The following is a 15,933-nucleotide window of genomic DNA, read 5'->3' on the forward strand; positions in this document are numbered from 1 at the left end:
CGCATTACTCGTCTAGGTGCGGCTGATCGGCCAGCGCGGACCGCACGTACGCCTCGGCTTCCTGCTCGGTGAATACGTCGACCTCGACCAGGCAGCGGCCGTGCCCACGCAATGCGGCATCCCGGCGCCGGGTGGTCACCACCACCCGGCCACCGGCCGCCGCAGGTGGCCACAACCCTCGCAGATCCGCGGGGTTCTGCAGGTCGTCGAGCACGATCGGCCACTGGATCGACGCCGCGGACAGCCATTCCAGCAGGCGCCGCGCGCCATCCTCGGGGTCGGAATCCTCAACACCGATGAGGTCCGCTGCCAGGCGGGCGTAGCTGGACACAATCGCCTCCCGCGACCCCGCCGTCACCCACACCCACAAGTCCACCTCACCGGCGGCCCACAGCCGCTGGGCGTAGTCCAACGCGACCTGGGTCTTGCCGACCCCGCCCAACCCCGACACCACACCCGTGTGCACCGCCGGCTGACCGGTCAGCACCGCCGCGTCCCCGCGATCCAACGCCTGCGCCAGCAGACGTGTCGTCCCTTCACGAGACTGAAACGCCGCCGCCAGCAGCGGTGAGGTTCCCCCGATAACTCGGAGGGGTTTGATCCTCACCGCACAGCGATGCGGATGAAGATCGTCAGTTGGCTCCGCGGCCATCCGTGGTCTCCTGTGCCAAGGCCTCGGAATCGGCCGATCGGCGAATCGTCCCGAATCGGCGCATCAGAGGCCTTTCCACACCGAGGTACAGTCCGGTTGCGGCCAGCAGGCACACGAGAATGATTACGGCATCCGTGAGCGCACCGCCGCCTGCACTTCTCAGGTCCCTGCCTCCGACGGCCTCCACCACCATCATCACCGTAGGGTGGATTAGGTAGAGGGCGAAGGTGATCTCACCGAGGAACACCATGACGGGCTTGCGCCAGAACGAACGAGCCCCGCGGACGTCCATCGATGCCGCCCCCAGGATCAACAGGGCCACCGGGATCACCGTGCTGGCGACGAACACGAACAACCCGGGCAGCAGGAGGAAGGCCGCGTTGTAGAAGGCCACGATGAGGACGGCCGGGATGGCCACGCCGAGCCGGGGAGTGAACCCTTCCTTGATCATGCGGGCGAGGATCATCCCGAGCACGAATTCCGGCAACCGGCACGGCGGGAAGAAGTAGGTGAACCAGTACTGCACGAGTGGCATCTCGACCACGCCGGGGGCGATGGGGGGCCCGGTCAAGGTCATCGCCACGAGCGGTACGGCGAAGGTGAGCGCCACCATGCCGGCTGCGGCTGGCAGCAGTCCTCGCGCGGGGATGCGCCGCACCAGCGGAATGACGAGGGGAAAGAGCAGGTAGAACAGGACCTCGCTGCTCAACGACCAGCTTACCGGGTTGATGCTGTACATGAGCTCCGGGATGGGCGCCCACACGTGCAGCAACAGCAGGTTGAACGGGGAGTTGGCGGCGATCGTGCCGACGTCCGCTCCGGGGACCGCGACGAGGCCGGCGAACAACAGCAGTGCCAGCATCAGCACCCACGTGACCACGTGGTTCGGCAGGATCTTCCACGCTCTCCGGCGCCAGAAGCTCGACCTGGTCTCGTCCGCGTGAGCCGACCACATCAACACGAATCCGCTGAGGACGAAGAAGAAGGACAGCGCTGCGATCGCGGGGATGAACCGTGGCAACAGGTTCATGTGTTCCAGAAGCACGCAGAGTGCCGCAACGAAGCGCAAGGCTGTCATCGACGGCAATCTGCTCGGCGGAGTCGGTGAAGTCACAGGGGCTCCCGAGTAGGAGAGGGCGGACGGCTGGTTGCGCCGTGACCGGTTCAGACTCGAAGTGGAAGCCGCTCTAGGGCGGTCACGTACGGGCTGGCCTGGAAGATCGGTCCGGCCATCGGGTCGATGGACATTTCCGGAAAGCGGTCGAGCAGGATGTTGAGTGCTACCTGGCTCTCCAGCCTTGCGAGTGGCGCTCCCACGCAGAAGTGGATACCCCGTCCGAAAGTGAGGTGCGGATTGGGGTCACGTCGGACATCGAACGTATCCGGGCTGGTGAACTGCAGTGGATCGCGGTTGGCCGCGCCGATGCAGACGGCGACCATCTGGTCGGCTGGAATGGTGATTCCACCCACGGTCGTCTCGACGTTGGTGACCCGTCCCATCTCGGGAAAGGGCGTGAGGTAGCGCATGGACTCCTCGATGGCACCGCGGACCAGTGATCGGTCGTCACGAACCTCCTGCAGCACGCCTGAATGTGCGAGCAGGCAGAACACCGCGTTCCCGAGCACCATGGTCGTCGTGATGTGGCCGTTCACCAGGAGTACGTTCGCGAAGTTCGCGACTTCGGTGTCGGACAAGCGCACGCCGTCGACCTCCGCCGACACCAACGTGCTCAAGAGGTCGTTTCGCGGACGCTTACGTCGTTCGGCGGCGTGCTCGCCGATGTAGTCACGCAGGTGCTGCATCTGTTGCATAGCCCGCTGCAGAATCCGATCCTGTCGTTCGTCGGCTTCGAGATGCGAGAACTCGTGGGACTCCTCGGTCATCGCGTCCACCCACTGCTTGAACAGGTTCCGGTCGCTCGACGGGACTCCCAGCATCTCGGCGATCACGATCACCGGTAGCGGGTAGGCGAGCTGGTCGACCAGCTCCAAGCCACCGGCGGGGTCAACCGAGTCGAGCAGCTCGTGCGTCAACTCGGCGACCCGCGGTTCGAGATCCGCGACGACCTTCGGAGTGAACGCGTGGTTCACCAGCTTGCGCAGCCTGCCGTGGTCCGGAGGATCCATCTCCAGCAGGTTGCCCTCGTAGAAGTCCATCTCGATCCCCGCCATGCGGCCGGTGTGCGACGAGTAGGTAGTCGGGTCCGCCAGGACCTGCACACACTCCTGGTAGCCGTAGATCCGCCACACACCGGTACGGCTCGTGAACTCCACAGTCGACTCCGGCTGCTTCCCGTGGAGCCAGAAATGCCTTTCATCGAAATTCCACTGTGCGGACACAGGGATCTGCGACATCATCTCTCCTTTTGCACCCGGGACGCGGTGCGGACTCGCTGACGGACGCCTGCATACCTCACCGGCGCGGCCCTCGGCTCCGATCATGGTTGCCGAAGTCGTTGCAGGGCAACGCCTGGAAGTCCATCAGCGTCATTGCGGTGGATCAACTGTCGTGGGCATGATGGCCGCACCGTTGGTGGCGGACGCAACGCCGGAATGTGGTTCTTCGCTGTCCTGTTGACAGGACAACGCGGATGAACTGATCACGCTGCGACCATGCGGTGTCGCGCGCTCATCGTGATGACCTTTGAGGAGTGGATGCATGACTGACCTGCCCGCCTCCTGGAAGCTGCATCCGGAACACTTCTGGTTGCGCAACATCCACCGGGAGAAGTCCGTCGACTTCGATGCATCGATCGGGCTGTGGAACGTGTCCGGATACGAGGATGCAACGCGCATTCTCAACGACCACGAGACTTTCTCGTCCAACACCTCGCGGCTGGTGGAGCTCGACGCAGGAGAGAACCCCTACAGCGACGGGAATCTCATGCAGATGGACCCGCCGCGCCACACCAGCCTGCGTCGTCTCGTGTCGAGCGCCTTCAGCACCAAGACCGTGCGGGCACTCGAGCCCAGGGTCGAGAAGCTCGCGCACGACCTCCTCGACGCTGTCGACGGTCCGGAGATGGAGCTGGTCTCCGACCTCGCCTACCCGCTGCCGGTCATCGTGATCGCGGAACTGCTGGGCGTGCCGGCGACCGACCGTGACCTCTTCAAGGGCTGGGTCGACAAGATGCTCGAGAGCAGTGGCCAGTTCTCGTTGGTGGACCGGCAGGAGGAACAAGCCCAGGAGTTCCGCGAGCAGCTCGACGCCATCCGGCCGCTCTACGACTACCTCAACGACCACATTGCTCAGAGACGACGCAAGCCGAGCGAGGACCTCTTGTCCCAGCTCGTGCTGGCCGAGGTCGACGGCGAGAAGCTGACCGACAACCAGATCGTCAACTTCGCCAACATCGTCCTGTTCGCGGGTCACCTCACCAGCACGATGCTGCTCGGCAACACCGTGCTGTGCCTCGACGTGGTGCCTGGTCTCGCCGAACACGTGCGGGCGGACCGCGGTCTGCTGACACCCGCCATGGAAGAATCGCTGCGATTCTTCAGCCCTTTCTCACTGGCCTACCGTGCGACGACCAGTGATGTCGAACTGGGCGGCGTCGCCATCCCCAAGGATTCGATGGTCCGCGTGTGGATCGCGGCGGCCAACCGCGACCCGCACCAGTTCGCCAACCCGGACGAGTTCGAGCTTCTCCGCAACACCGCGTCGCACATCGCGTTCGGCCGCGGCGTCCACTTCTGCATCGGGGCGCTTCTGGCACGACTGGAGGGGCAGGTCACCCTGAACATCCTGCTCGATCGCTTCCCGAAGCTCGCAACCCTGCCCGACAAGCCACCGACGTTCTCACACTCCGCGGAAATCTGCGGCGTCCAGTCCCTCCCGTTGCGAGTCCGATGACCATACATGCGGGCACCGACTGGATTCGAGAGTTCGCAGCGACATCGCGTTTGTCCGACGTGCAGGTGCGGGAGCTGGCGGATACCGCTGGGTTCGGGGAGACGTTCACCGACCACATGGTGACCGCGCGCTGGAGTGCCGACGACGGCTGGCACGATCCCAGAGTCCTGCCACGGCGGCCGATGACCGTCGATCCTGCGATGGTCGGCCTGCACTACGGACAAGTCGTGTTCGAGGGCTTGAAGGTGTACCGCACCCCGGAGGGGGGCGCTGCGGGATTCCGTCTGGCCGAGCACTGCCGGCGTCTCGCGAGATCCGCTTCCAGGTTCGCCATTCCCGAGTTTCCGGAAGACCTGTTTCTGGAGTCGATCACGGAGCTCGTACGAGCGGACTCGCGTTGGCTGCCTTCGATCTGCGGACGCGCACTCTACCTTCGGCCAACCCTACTGGGCACCGAGACAACGCTGGCGTTGCGCCCATCTGCGACCTACAGCTATCTGTTGCTCGCCTTTCCCACGGGTTCGTTCTTCGGCTCAGTTGCCGAGTCAGTGTCGGTGTGGGCCACACACCGGTACAGCAGGGCGGCACCAGGAGGTACAGGAGCGGCCAAGTGTGCGGGCAACTACGCCGCGTCGTTCCTGGCGCAGCAGGAGGCGAGGGAACGCGGCTGCCACCAGGTCCTCTGGCTCGACGCCGTGGAGCGGCAGTGGATAGAGGAGATGGGTGGCATGAACGTGTTCTGGGTGTGCGCCGATGGAAGCCTGGTCACGCCGCCGCTCACCGGGACGGTGCTGGAAGGAGTCACGCGCGACAGCATCATGGTTCTCGCCCGCCGCCGGGGTATCTCCGTGCGTGAGAAACGGGTGGGACTCGCCGACTTCCTCGCCGACGTGACGGCCGGTCGAATCACGGAGGCGTTCGCCTGCGGTACCGCCGCCGCGATCACGCCGATCCGCAAGGTGGCATCAGACATCGGTAGTTGCGACCTCGGTGGCGGACTCGCCGGTCCGATCACGCACCTGCTGAGGTCGGACCTGACGGCGATCCACCACGGGACATCGGGCCGACCGGAACGGTGGATGACCACGTTGCTGTAAGCGGAATGCGGCGCCGCGGCGATGCGCGGCCGCCCAGCCACCGCGAGCCGAACGGTGAACTGGCCTGTCAGCCGAAACGCCGGCACGTCGAGCAGGCCGGTTCACCGTTCGAGCGAAGACTCCGCAGGAGTCCGGACGTGCTGGTCAGTTCAGCAGTACCGGCAAAGCGCTGAGCCCGGTCACGTAGGGGCTCGACTGGAACACCGGAGGCGCCTCCGGTGTCGTGCGGATGCCGGGAAATCGCTGGTATAGCTCGGTCATCGCCACCTTCGCCTCCAAGCGGGCGAGCGGTGCGCCGAGACAGAAGTGGATGCCCCTGCCGAACGCCAGGTGAGGATTCGGATCCCTGGTGATGTCGAACGTGTGGGGATCGGGGAAAACCGATGGGTCGCGGTTCGCCGCCCCGACCCAGATCTGCACCAGCTGGCCGGCCGGGATTCGCAGGTCACCGAGCGAGGCTTCCGAGGTCGTCGCTCGTCCCTGAACCGGAGCGGGCGTCAGATATCGCAGTGCCTCCTCGATCGCCGCCGGAAAACCGGCAGCAGGGTCCGCGAGCACCCTGTGCAGTGCATCAGGATGATTGTCCAGGAGGAGCACGGTGTTGGACAGCAACAAAGTCGTCGTGATGTGACCGTTGCCCAGCAGCACGTTCGCGAACGTCGCGACTTCTCGATCGCTCAGCCGCTGACCGTCGACCTCCGCTTGCACCAAGCCGGTGATCAGGTCGTCACGCGGACTGGTACGGCGTTCGACGACATGCTGCAAGATGTATTCCTGCAGGTATCGCATTTGTTCGAGCGCATGTTCCATGACCTCGTCTTGCGTCCCCGAGACCTCGGCCACGGAGAACTCGTGTGTGCTGGCCGTCATCGCGTCGACCCACTTCTTGAAGAGGGTCTGGTCGGACGCCGGGATTCCCAGTAGCTCCGCGATGACCGTCACGGGCAAGGGATAGGCCAGATCCGTCACGAGGTCAGCGGTGGTGCGGCAGTCCATCTCGTCGAGCAACTGCCGAGTGATCTGACGGATCCGAGGCTCCAGGCCGGCCACGACCTTCGGAGTGAAGGCGTGGCTCGCCAGGCGCCGCAGCTTCCCGTGGGCAGGCGGATCCATCTCGACGAGATTTCCTTCTGAGAACTCACTCTCGACCCCGAGCGCGAGGCTCGTGTTGGAGGAGTACGTCGTGGTGTCCGCGAACACCTTCGTGGCTTCGCGGTGGCCGAACACTCGCCACAGTCCAGTCTGCTCGTCGAAGTCCACGGGACGGTCGGGGAACTCCCCGTGCAGCCAGCGTTGGCGGGAGTTCAGATTCCATTGCGGAGATGTCGTCATGGCCGTCCTAATCGACACGGGAGAACGGATCGTCTGGACGGTACAAGCATCTTTCCGTGCGGGTCCAGGTTCTGGATCACAACCTTCCTGTGTGGCAACGAATCTTTCTGCCGTCTGTCGCGGTGTGGTCTGCCGGATCCTGTGATCGGCATCCTCGGAACCAACCGCACCCGGAGGAACGGAGGCGTGCTCGTGCTCGATGGTTTCGTACCTTGGCCGCTCGAGGTCGTTGTGAACTACATCCGAAGTGGACATTGGGAAGACAGGACGCTTCCCGACGTCCTGCTGGCGGCGTGTGCGCAGAACAGCTCACGAACCGCGTTGGTGAGAGGGGATGACCGCATCACCTACGCCGAGCTGGAGCGCGAGTCGGCTGGGCTGGCGGTGTTGTTCCAGCGCCACCGGATCCGTCCGCTGGACAGAGTGGTGCTCCAACTGCCCAACACGCCTCGTTTCGTGACGACATTGCTGGCGTTGCTGCGGATCGGCGCCATTCCGGTCCTGGCTCTGCCAGGACATCGCCACAACGAGCTCACGCAGCTCGCGGACCGGTCAGGCGCCGTTGCGTGTGTCGTGCCCGATCGCCATGAAGGCTTCGATCACGGTGAGTTGGCTCGATCGGTGCTCGCAGAGGTGAATTCGGTCCGCCACGTGTTCGTCGACGGCGAGCCGGCGGGCTCGACGCAGCTCGAACCGGACTTCGGACCTGATCCTGCGCCCGTCGAGATCGATCCGACCGACCCCGCCCTGTTCCTGCTGTCCGGTGGCACGACCGGGGTGCCCAAGCTGATCCCGCGGACCCATCAGGACTACCTGTGCGGTATCCGTGCCTCGTCGGCCGCGTTGCTCGACCATCTTGATCCCGTCTACCTGGCGGTGAACCCGGTAGCGCACACCGCAGCACTGGGATGCCCAGGAGTGCTGGGCACGCTGCTGGCGGGTGGCACGGCGGTGCTGGCCACCACTCGTCGCCCCGCGGAGCTGTTCGAGTTGATCGAACGCGAACGCGTCTCGCTGACCACCTTGGTGCCACCGCTCGTCCGCACCTGGGTCGACGCCGCGCGCAAGCAGACGGTGAGCTTGCCGCGCCTGATGCTCCAGGTCGGCAGTGCCAAATTCGGTATGACGGAAGCCCGCGAAGCCCGCAAGTTGCTGGGCTGCTCGATGAGCAACTGGTTCGGTGTGGGTGAAGGGATGATGACCTGGCACCGGGTGGAGAACGACTCCGGGGACACCGGGGGGGAAGGTCGTCCGCTGCTGAGCGCCGACGAGATCGTCGTGGTGGACGAGCACGACAACCCGTTGCCGCCGGGACGTGAAGGTGCGCTGCTCGTTCGCGGCCCGTACACCATCCGCGCCTACTTCAGGGCACCTGAAATCAACGCCGACTCGTTCACGTCGAGCGGATTCTTCCGCACCGGTGATCTCGCGCGGATCAACGCCGACGGCGAGCTGGACGTCCTCGGGCGGATCAAGGACATCGTCAACCGCGGTGGCAACAAGGTCCCCGTAGAGGAGGTCGAGCACTACCTGTTGACGTACCCAGGGGTGATCGACGCCGCAGTGTTCGGTGTACCGGATGCTGTGCTCGGCGAGCGCACACACGCTCACGTGGTGATGAACACCGAGCGGCCCGAACCTGGAGCGATCAAGCGTCATCTGCGCGCGCGAGGGCTGGCCACCTACAAGATCCCCGACCGAGTGGTGTTCGCCGCGCAACTGCCGAGAACTCCGGTCGGAAAGCTGGACCGCCGGGCACTCGCGGCCGAGTCGGCCGGAGCCAGAGCGAAGTGACGCCGTCCTGTCGACGGGACCGAGTTGGTGTTGCTGATCTTGAAAGGTCGATCGAGGAGAGGCCAACCTGTGATGAGGAAGAACTTTCGCACGTCGGCGCTACGAGGTGGGAGAGCCTAGTGCAGACGAGGGTGCTTGACCACGATGACATGGCGCGCATGGTGCACCTGGTCGGACGAGACGGCCTGATGCAGCGGATGATCTCCGCGCTCGGTGAGGCGCTCCGGGCTCTCGGCGCCGGCCTGCTCCAGGACTCGCCGCCGCGCAGCGGATTCCAGCGCGGCGGCGCGCTTCGTGGCGTGATCGAGACGATGCCTCACCGGGAACCGGGCGGCGGAGTGACGATCAAGACGGTGTCGTACAGCCCGGACAACGTCGCGAGGCACCGGTTGCCCACGATCATGGGCACCATCGCCAGGGTGGAGGACAAAACGGGTCGCCTGCTGGCGCTCGCCGATGCCGGTCTGCTGACCGCACTGCGCACAGGTGCCGCCTCGGCGATCGCGACTCGGCTGCTCGCACACCCTGACGCCCACGTCGTAGGCATCGTGGGGGCCGGTGCCCAGGCTGTCACCCAACTGCACGGCATTACCCAGGTGCTCGATGTGCGTGAGGTTCTCGTCCACGACATCAACCTGGGTACGGCAGCTGACTTCGCTCGCCGGGTCGCGTTCCTGAACCTCGACGTGAAGATGGCGGAACCGCGGGAAGTACTGGCTCGGGCAGAGGTGATCTGCACAGCCACCTCGGTGAAACCGGGAGAGGGGCCGGTGCTCCCGGATGGCGTGCACCAACCCCACCTGCACGTGAACTCCGTGGGAGCCGACGAGACCGGCAAGACGGAGTTGCCGGTGCCGCTGCTCCGCCGAGCCCTTGTCTGCGTGGACCACCGCGAACAGGCTCTCAAGGAAGGCGAATGCCAGCAGCTGTCCGAGCACGAGGTCGGTCCGAGCCTGGCAGAGCTCTGCGCCCACCCTTCCCGAGCACTGAAGCACCGCGGCCGGCTGACCGTGTTCGACTCGACGGGCTTCGCGTTCGAGGACCACGTTGCCTTCGACGTGCTGATGGGCCTTGCGGACGAGCTGGGCGTGGGAACGAAACTGGCTCTGGAGGGACAGCCGGAGGACCTGCTCGACCCGTACTCGATCGCGGCGTTCCGGAGGACGAGCGGCGACGGGCCGCGATCGGCGGACGCCTCGAGTTCGGTGTGACTCGATCTTCAGGGGTCACGTACAAGAGATGCGTCCCTATGTAGTAGAACTGCTACATTAGTAGCGGGACTGCGACAGAGGTGAGGCGTGAAATGAAGCTGGATGCGTCGGGGATCGCGCGCGACGGGGGTGAATTCGATGAGCTCTGCTGACCTTGTGGTCGACGTCCACGACCTGCGGATGCGCTATGGCGACACCGATGTTCTGCGCGGGGTGACCCTGCGGATCGCGCGAGGGGAAGTCCTCACGCTGCTGGGACCCAACGGCGCCGGGAAGACCACGACCTTGGAGATCCTCGAGGGGTTCCGCAAAAGATCGGCTGGAGACGTCCACGTCCTCGGCCGGGACCCGGAGCGGGCCGACGAGGACTGGCGGGCGCGCATCGGGATCGTTCTGCAGTCCTGGCGTGACCACGGCAAGTGGCGCGTCGGCGAACTGCTCGACCATCTGGGCCGCTACTACTCGCCGTTCTCGAGCCCTGAACGTCCTCGTCCCTACGACACAGGCGAACTCCTGGAACTCGTCGGTCTCTCCAAGGTCGCGAACAGGACGGCGCAGCGGCTGTCCGGCGGTCAGCGCAGGAGACTCGACGTCGCGCTGAGCCTGGTCGGCCGGCCGGAACTGCTGTTCCTCGACGAGCCCACGGTGGGCTTCGACCCCGAGGCCCGGCAGGAGTTCCACGACGTGGTGCACAGACTGGCTGACCTGGACAACACCAGCATCCTGCTCACCACGCACGATCTGGACGAGGCGGAGAAGTTGTCCGATCGGACAGTGGTGCTCCTCGGTGGCCGGATCGTCGCCGACGGCAGCGCCGCTCAGCTGACCACGCAGGTGGCAGGACGCGCTGAAGTGCGGTACCGGTGCGGAGACCAGCAGCTGGTCCACTCGACCGACGATGTGACCGCGTACCTGCGCGACCTGCTTCGACAAGAACCCGAGGTCGAGATCTTGGAAGTCCGGCGTGCCAGCCTGGAGGACGTCTACCTGGAGATGGTGCGCGAATTCGACGCCGACCAGACCCCTGACCTGACGGTGGTGCCGTCATGAGCACTGTGGCGCATGGCGTCTCGAACGGTCTACAGCGAGGCCTGATCGAGGCGAAGCACAAAATCACGAACTTCGGTGAGATCTGGGGTGAGATCTGGCCGTGGGTACTCGGAGTGGTGGTGATGTACTTCCTGCGGGGTAACACTTTCGGTGATACGGGAGTTTCCGTGGGACTGCTGGCGGCGCCGGGCATCCTCGGGATGGCTGTGCTGTACACGGGCATGATGGGGCTGTCACTGGAGCTGGTCACCGACAAGTCCGACGGCACTCTGCTGCGGATGAAGGCCATCCCCAACGGCATCGTGGGCTACCTGACCGGCAAGTTCGTCGGGCGGACGATGATGACGGCTGTCAGTCTGCTGCTGGTTTCCATTCCGGCCGCGTTCCTCATCGACGGCTTGCGTCTGGGGGATGCCTCTGCTTGGGCCCGGTTGGGCGTGTTCTACCTGCTCGGCCTGCTCGCGGTCCTGCCGCTGGGGGCCATCATCGGGTCGTTGTTCGGCTCTCTGCAGGGACTCGGGCTGCTCACCTTGATCATCATGGGCCTCGTCGCGATCTCCGGGATCTTCTACCCGATCACGTCGTTTCCCGGTTGGTTGCAGGTGATCGGCCAGTTGTTCCCGCTGTACTGGCTAGGCTTGGGCATGCGTTCTGCCCTGTTGCCCGACAGCGCGCTCGCCGCGGAGATCAGCGGCTCGTGGCGCACTCTGGAGACCGCTGCCGCTCTGGGGGTCTGGGCGGTGATCGGTCTTGTGCTCGCACCGTTGGTGCTGCGCAGGATGACCCGCCAGGCCACAGGTGCCAGCGTGACCCCCGAGGACCCGAGAGTGCCCGCCGCACGTGCAGGCGCCGCGTGATGAAGGCCGCGAAGTCCGAGGTCGTCTACAACCGCATAGCGATGTTGCGTGCCGAGCGTCGCGTGTCCAGGCGTGAACTCGCCGAGGCTTTGGAAGTGCACTACCAGACAGTCGGATACCTCGAGCGCGGCGAGTACAGCCCCAGCTTGCACCTTGCGCTGCGCATCGCAGCGTTCTTCGAGGTTCCGGTCGAGGTCGTGTTCTCCATCAGCGAGTTCCCGCGGATCGGTGGCGCTCAGGCCGGCTAGCTTTCAGCCGCGATGCGGACACGCTGCTTCGCTCGCCCTGATCCAGACGCAGGGCGAGCGAAGCAGGGCAACCTCATTCGTCCTTGCTGGCCACGTGGATCGCTGTCACCACCTCGTCGGTGGACGTTGCCGACTCGGCGACCGTGTTGTCACCCAGCACCGCGGCGGCGGCTTGATCCAAGCTCGAGAGCAGCCAATCGCTGAGATCGGTTCCCGAGCGCCGAGCCGCAGCCTGCCACAAACGCAATCTCGGTGCAGGCACGTCCACCCGGGATACGAGCTCTCTGGAAGGCGCTGCCGAAGAGTTCACGGCATTCACGGTGCGCACTTTGTCACGCAACTTCTTGGTGGTCCAGCCCCCTGCGGTGCAGGCATCCAGCAAACGATCCTGGAGGTCCGCCGGCAGTGATGCCACCTCGGCGTGGTGCTGGAAACTAAGATCTTCCCGCCGACGTTCTATAGGGAATCGGCGTGACACCCACGAGTAGTTTCGAAGCGTCTTGTAGCTGAGTCCCACGGCGCGAATGACCCGCTGATACCGGTCTGAATAGTGAGCTGCGCCATAAATTAGCCAGTCGCCCAGGCTCCACGACGACGAGTCGACGATACCCGCCAGCTGACGTCCTGCCTTTTCCCAGTCCGCGAAGCTCAACTGCTCGGGTATCCGCAGGCCAACGCGGCTGAGCAGCACTTTCCCCTGCGCGGTCACATCGCTTCGGTATGCCGGTCTGATCGGTGTGACAAGCGCCTGCCGTGGGCTCGCGGTGTTGTTCAGCTTCTCCCCGTTCACGATCCCCCCAGGCAATACCCATCCTCTGCCCAACTTGTCTGGGCAATGGTTAGCAAATCACGTGATTGTATGTGGCCATACCACCGATTGGGTGTGTGTCGTCGTCACTATGCGTTATAGGCGGTCTTGTCATTGTCTTGGGTATCGAGTGCATTCGGATGCAATCAGCCGTTCATGCGCACTTGTGTCGGCTGATTGCGCAAAAATTGAAACAGGCACTACCCGGCCGGGTACCCCGAATGGGTACCCTCGTCTGACGGGATGGCGCTTACCGTCATGTCATGATGGTTCACGCCCTGGCCGGCAAGAATCTGGTCATCACGGGCGCGGGTACGGGAATCGGCGCTGCGGTCGCACGTCTGGCCGTGGAAGCCGGCGCGCACGCAGTCCTCGTGGGGCGTCGGGCCGATGCACTCCGGTCCTGCGTGGAGCAGGTTGATCGCGCACATCGCGCGAACCTCGTCGTCTGTCCCGCCGACATAGGTGACGAGGACTCGACAGCCGAGCTCGTGGACACCGCGTTGGCCGAACTGGGGCACGTCGACGGTCTGGTCAACAACGCCGGAATCGCCCGGTTCGCCTCACTGGAGAACGCGGATCTCGCGGACCTGGCCCTCATGTTCCGGGTACACGTCAGCGGGCCCGCGCAGCTCATCCGGGGTCTGTTGCCGTCCTTGCGGCAGCAGCGCGGCTCGGTTGTCAACGTCACCTCGGTCGGCGGGTCGCTCGCGACCCCGAACAGGTCGTTCTACGGCGCGACCAAGGCAGCCATCAACCACCTGACCAGGTCCCTGGCCATCGAGTTGGCGCCGGAGGTCCGGGTCAACGCCATCCTCCCCGGCCCGGTCGACACACCCATCTACGACGACCTCGGTATGGATCAGGCCGGCACCGACGCTCTTCGCAACCAGCTGATCTCGGCCACCCCTCTCGGTCGGTTCGGCACTCCGGACGAGGTGGCGGCGTGGGTGTGTCAACTGCTCAGCCCGGCGGGGGCATGGATCACCGGCACGCTGCTGCCGATCGACGGTGGCCGCTGTGCCTGACGAACACCCACCCGCTTCGACCGCCGTACGCCCTCCACCGTCCTGCACAGGAGAACGCCGATGACAACTTTGGGAACTGAGGCACCCGCGGCCTCTGTGCCGCCCTCCAGCGTGCACGAGGTGTTCCGCGCGGTCGATGCCTACGACGCGCACCAGAAATCCCCAGCGATCCGGCTGCATGTCGGCGAACCGGCGTTCCGGCCGCCGCCCTCGGTCGCTATCGCGATCGCCACAGCCGCGGCAGCCGGTCGGACCGGCTACACCACCGCGGAAGGGCTCGGCGAGTTGCGCACCGCTCTGGTGCGCAAGCTCCGCGAACACAACGGCCATGACACCGACGTCGATCGGGTGTTCGTGACGCCGGGCTCCACCCAGGGTCTGCAGGCCATCATGCAGTCTCTGGCCGCGCCTGGCACCGAGATCCTGCTTCCGGCTCTGCACTGGCCGATCTACCTGCAGCAGGCGTTGCTTGCCGGCCTCCTGCCGGCCACGTATCCGCTGGACGATCATCTGCGACCGGATCTCGCCGCACTCGCCGGCCTTCCCGCCGGGCCGAAGATCCTCGTGGTGAACAGCCCCAACAACCCGTCCGGTGCGATCTGCGACCGCCGACTGTTGAGCGAGTTGCTCGAACTGGCTCACCGGCGCGGCTGGTGGATCATCAGTGATGAGGCGTACGAGCACTTCAACTACGACGGCGAGGTCCTGTCCCTGGCCGCGCTGGAGGCGGAACGCGATGTCGGTGAACGGCGTGTGTTCAGTGCCTTCACCTTCTCCAAAAGCTACGGCATGACAGGCTGGCGCCTCGGCTATGTCACCGCGCCGACGCCACGCCAGGCCTCGCTCCTGCAGGTCGTGCAGGAAGCGACGATCGTGTGCCCGCCACAACCGATCCAACTCGCCGGTGTCGCTGCCCTCGCGGACGACGACGCCATCTCGCGGAACTCGAGCTTCGTGCGGGCGAACCGCGACTTGATGGCACGCGCGCTCAGGGGAACTGGTCTCATGGCCACCGTCCCCGAGGGAGGCTGGTACGCGTTGCTGGACTGCGCGGCCACCGGCCTGGACGCCGACACGTTCGCGGCCCGGCTTCTCGCCGAAGAAGGCGTGGCGCTCGCGTCGGCGACCGGCTTCGCGCTCCGTCCGCCGTTCAGTGCGGACTCCGACCTGAACGCGATCGACCCGAGTGCCCGCCATCTCCTGCGTCTGGCGTTCTGCGGAGACCGGAACGCTTTGCTGGAGGGCCTCGCGCGGCTGGTCCGGTTCACCAGAAGGCAGTGCCGGTGAACTACGACTCCTACATCGGGATTGCGCCTCTGCTGGCCAACATCCGGCCGTTGAGCGATCCGGCCGACTCCACGACCCACACCGCCGAACACCTGTTCATCGTGGCGCATCAAACCAGTGAGCTGTGGCTGCGCCAAGTCCTGCTCGACCTGGAGCGTGTGCTCGAGAACCTGCGGCCGGACTCACACGACCTCGGCAGTGCCGTACACCACCTGGGCCGGAGTGCCCGGGGCTTGGATCGGGTCGTCGAAGCCAGCGCGGCTCTGCGAGATCTTCCGACCGCACACTTCTTGAAGTTCCGGGATCTGCTGGGCAACGCCAGCGGCGCTCAGTCCTCGCAGTTCCGGCGGCTCGGCAAGCTCATGGGCTTTCGTCAACGCCCTGGCGAGGTGTGGTCAGGGTTCCAAGGTGCTCTGGCTCGCCATCACACCTCGGTGCACGAGCTCTACGAACACGGCCCCTCGGACGGGCTGCTCTACCAACTCGCCGAGGAGATGACTCGGCTGGCACAAGCATTCCACCGTTGGCAGCTGAGGCATCTCGAGATAGTCGTGGCGGCGATCGGAGGGGCGCCGGGAACAGGCCGAACGGCCGGTCACAGCTACCTGGCAGACCGCGTCGAGCTACCCTTCCCCCTGCTGTGGGAGGCGCGCGGCGGAGCTGTGAGCGCCGCGGATCAGAGCCGCTCGACGGTGGCACCGTACGTGTCGTGAGGC

Annotated in this window: 15 protein-coding genes; 10 read left to right on the forward strand and 5 right to left on the reverse strand. The window is 65.3% G+C overall.

Translation table 11 applies throughout. The features are described 5' to 3' along the window. Positions 1-4 precede the first annotated feature (4 nt). From BLQ91_RS35150 to BLQ91_RS35160, 3 genes are all read right to left on the reverse strand, one after another. Positions 5-652 (reverse strand): NB-ARC domain-containing protein, encoded by a 648-nt coding sequence (locus BLQ91_RS35150; RefSeq protein WP_143022985.1) that lies wholly within the window; start codon positions 650-652, stop codon positions 5-7. After that, on the reverse strand, positions 633-1,730 hold the full coding sequence (locus tag BLQ91_RS35155) for an acyltransferase family protein (protein WP_090104145.1): 1,098 nt from the start codon (positions 1,728-1,730) through the stop codon (positions 633-635). The genes BLQ91_RS35150 and BLQ91_RS35155 overlap by 20 nt, the downstream gene beginning before the upstream one ends. An 86-nt stretch (positions 1,731-1,816) precedes the next feature. Next, complete coding sequence (locus BLQ91_RS35160) at positions 1,817-3,007, reverse strand: cytochrome P450 (protein ID WP_090104183.1); 1,191 nt, start codon at positions 3,005-3,007, stop codon at positions 1,817-1,819. A 304-nt stretch (positions 3,008-3,311) separates the two neighbouring features. Between BLQ91_RS35160 and BLQ91_RS35165 the strand changes: the two genes are divergently transcribed. After that, positions 3,312-4,505, forward strand: coding sequence for a cytochrome P450 (locus BLQ91_RS35165; protein WP_090104147.1), 1,194 nt, complete (start codon positions 3,312-3,314; stop codon positions 4,503-4,505). After that, positions 4,502-5,602, forward strand: a complete 1,101-nt coding sequence (locus tag BLQ91_RS35170; RefSeq protein WP_090104149.1) for a branched-chain amino acid aminotransferase — start codon at positions 4,502-4,504, stop codon at positions 5,600-5,602. The genes BLQ91_RS35165 and BLQ91_RS35170 overlap by 4 nt, the downstream gene beginning before the upstream one ends. A gap of 144 nt (positions 5,603-5,746) precedes the next feature. Here the strand turns inward: BLQ91_RS35170 and BLQ91_RS35175 are convergent, their stop codons facing one another. Next, entirely contained in the window at positions 5,747-6,934 is a 1,188-nt protein-coding gene (locus tag BLQ91_RS35175) for a cytochrome P450 (RefSeq protein WP_090104186.1), read from the reverse strand. Between the two features lie 141 nt (positions 6,935-7,075). Here BLQ91_RS35175 and BLQ91_RS35180 point away from each other — a divergent pair, with 141 nt between their 5' ends. The 5 genes from BLQ91_RS35180 (at position 7,076) to BLQ91_RS35200 (ending at position 12,094) form a co-directional block, all read left to right on the forward strand. Next, on the forward strand, positions 7,076-8,728 hold the full coding sequence (locus BLQ91_RS35180) for a (2,3-dihydroxybenzoyl)adenylate synthase (RefSeq protein ID WP_218130520.1): 1,653 nt from the start codon (positions 7,076-7,078) through the stop codon (positions 8,726-8,728). Between the two features lie 197 nt (positions 8,729-8,925). Further along, positions 8,926-9,939: an ornithine cyclodeaminase family protein gene (locus BLQ91_RS35185; protein WP_245734126.1), complete on the forward strand. Its 1,014-nt coding sequence runs from the start codon at positions 8,926-8,928 to the stop codon at positions 9,937-9,939. Positions 9,940-10,077: 138 nt separating this feature from the next. Next, on the forward strand, positions 10,078-10,989 hold the full coding sequence (locus tag BLQ91_RS35190) for an ABC transporter ATP-binding protein (protein ID WP_090104151.1): 912 nt from the start codon (positions 10,078-10,080) through the stop codon (positions 10,987-10,989). Continuing rightward, complete coding sequence (locus BLQ91_RS35195; RefSeq protein WP_090104153.1) at positions 10,986-11,846, forward strand: ABC transporter permease; 861 nt, start codon at positions 10,986-10,988, stop codon at positions 11,844-11,846. Before BLQ91_RS35190 ends, BLQ91_RS35195 begins: the two co-directional genes overlap by 4 nt. Next, positions 11,846-12,094: a helix-turn-helix transcriptional regulator gene (locus BLQ91_RS35200; RefSeq protein ID WP_090104192.1), complete on the forward strand. Its 249-nt coding sequence runs from the start codon at positions 11,846-11,848 to the stop codon at positions 12,092-12,094. Before BLQ91_RS35195 ends, BLQ91_RS35200 begins: the two co-directional genes overlap by 1 nt. 73 nt (positions 12,095-12,167) lie before the next feature. Here BLQ91_RS35200 and BLQ91_RS40750 read toward each other — a convergent pair whose 3' ends face one another. Further along, entirely contained in the window at positions 12,168-12,884 is a 717-nt protein-coding gene (locus tag BLQ91_RS40750) for an LmbU family transcriptional regulator (RefSeq protein ID WP_143022986.1), read from the reverse strand. A gap of 281 nt (positions 12,885-13,165) precedes the next feature. On the opposite strand from BLQ91_RS40750, the gene BLQ91_RS35205 reads away from it, so the two are divergent. The 3 genes from BLQ91_RS35205 to BLQ91_RS35215 all read left to right on the forward strand — a co-directional run bounded on the left by BLQ91_RS35205 (position 13,166) and on the right by BLQ91_RS35215 (position 15,930). Then, on the forward strand, positions 13,166-13,930 hold the full coding sequence (locus BLQ91_RS35205; protein WP_176960123.1) for an SDR family NAD(P)-dependent oxidoreductase: 765 nt from the start codon (positions 13,166-13,168) through the stop codon (positions 13,928-13,930). Between the two features lie 120 nt (positions 13,931-14,050). Continuing rightward, positions 14,051-15,217: a pyridoxal phosphate-dependent aminotransferase gene (locus BLQ91_RS35210; RefSeq protein WP_218130522.1), complete on the forward strand. Its 1,167-nt coding sequence runs from the start codon at positions 14,051-14,053 to the stop codon at positions 15,215-15,217. Then, on the forward strand, positions 15,214-15,930 hold the full coding sequence (locus BLQ91_RS35215; RefSeq protein WP_176960124.1) for a tryptophan 2,3-dioxygenase family protein: 717 nt from the start codon (positions 15,214-15,216) through the stop codon (positions 15,928-15,930). Before BLQ91_RS35210 ends, BLQ91_RS35215 begins: the two co-directional genes overlap by 4 nt. Positions 15,931-15,933 lie beyond the last annotated feature (3 nt).

The organism is Lentzea jiangxiensis (assembly GCF_900104175.1).
GTDB classification, from domain to species: domain Bacteria; phylum Actinomycetota; class Actinomycetes; order Mycobacteriales; family Pseudonocardiaceae; genus Lentzea; species Lentzea jiangxiensis.

Excerpts from the sequence above, each read along its gene's own strand:
- BLQ91_RS35150 (WP_143022985.1), bottom strand. The coding sequence starts at position 652 with ATGGCCGCGGAGCCAACTGACGATCTTCATCCGCATCGCTGTGCGGTG.
- BLQ91_RS35155 (WP_090104145.1), bottom strand. The coding sequence starts at position 1,730 with ATGACAGCCTTGCGCTTCGTTGCGGCACTCTGCGTGCTTCTGGAACAC.
- BLQ91_RS35160 (WP_090104183.1), bottom strand. The coding sequence starts at position 3,007 with ATGTCGCAGATCCCTGTGTCCGCACAGTGGAATTTCGATGAAAGGCAT.
- BLQ91_RS35165 (WP_090104147.1), top strand. The coding sequence starts at position 3,312 with ATGACTGACCTGCCCGCCTCCTGGAAGCTGCATCCGGAACACTTCTGG.
- BLQ91_RS35170 (WP_090104149.1), top strand. The coding sequence starts at position 4,502 with ATGACCATACATGCGGGCACCGACTGGATTCGAGAGTTCGCAGCGACA.
- BLQ91_RS35175 (WP_090104186.1), bottom strand. The coding sequence starts at position 6,934 with ATGACGACATCTCCGCAATGGAATCTGAACTCCCGCCAACGCTGGCTG.
- BLQ91_RS35185 (WP_245734126.1), top strand. The coding sequence starts at position 8,926 with ATGATCTCCGCGCTCGGTGAGGCGCTCCGGGCTCTCGGCGCCGGCCTG.
- BLQ91_RS35190 (WP_090104151.1), top strand. The coding sequence starts at position 10,078 with ATGAGCTCTGCTGACCTTGTGGTCGACGTCCACGACCTGCGGATGCGC.
- BLQ91_RS35195 (WP_090104153.1), top strand. The coding sequence starts at position 10,986 with ATGAGCACTGTGGCGCATGGCGTCTCGAACGGTCTACAGCGAGGCCTG.
- BLQ91_RS35200 (WP_090104192.1), top strand. The coding sequence starts at position 11,846 with ATGAAGGCCGCGAAGTCCGAGGTCGTCTACAACCGCATAGCGATGTTG.
- BLQ91_RS35205 (WP_176960123.1), top strand. The coding sequence starts at position 13,166 with ATGATGGTTCACGCCCTGGCCGGCAAGAATCTGGTCATCACGGGCGCG.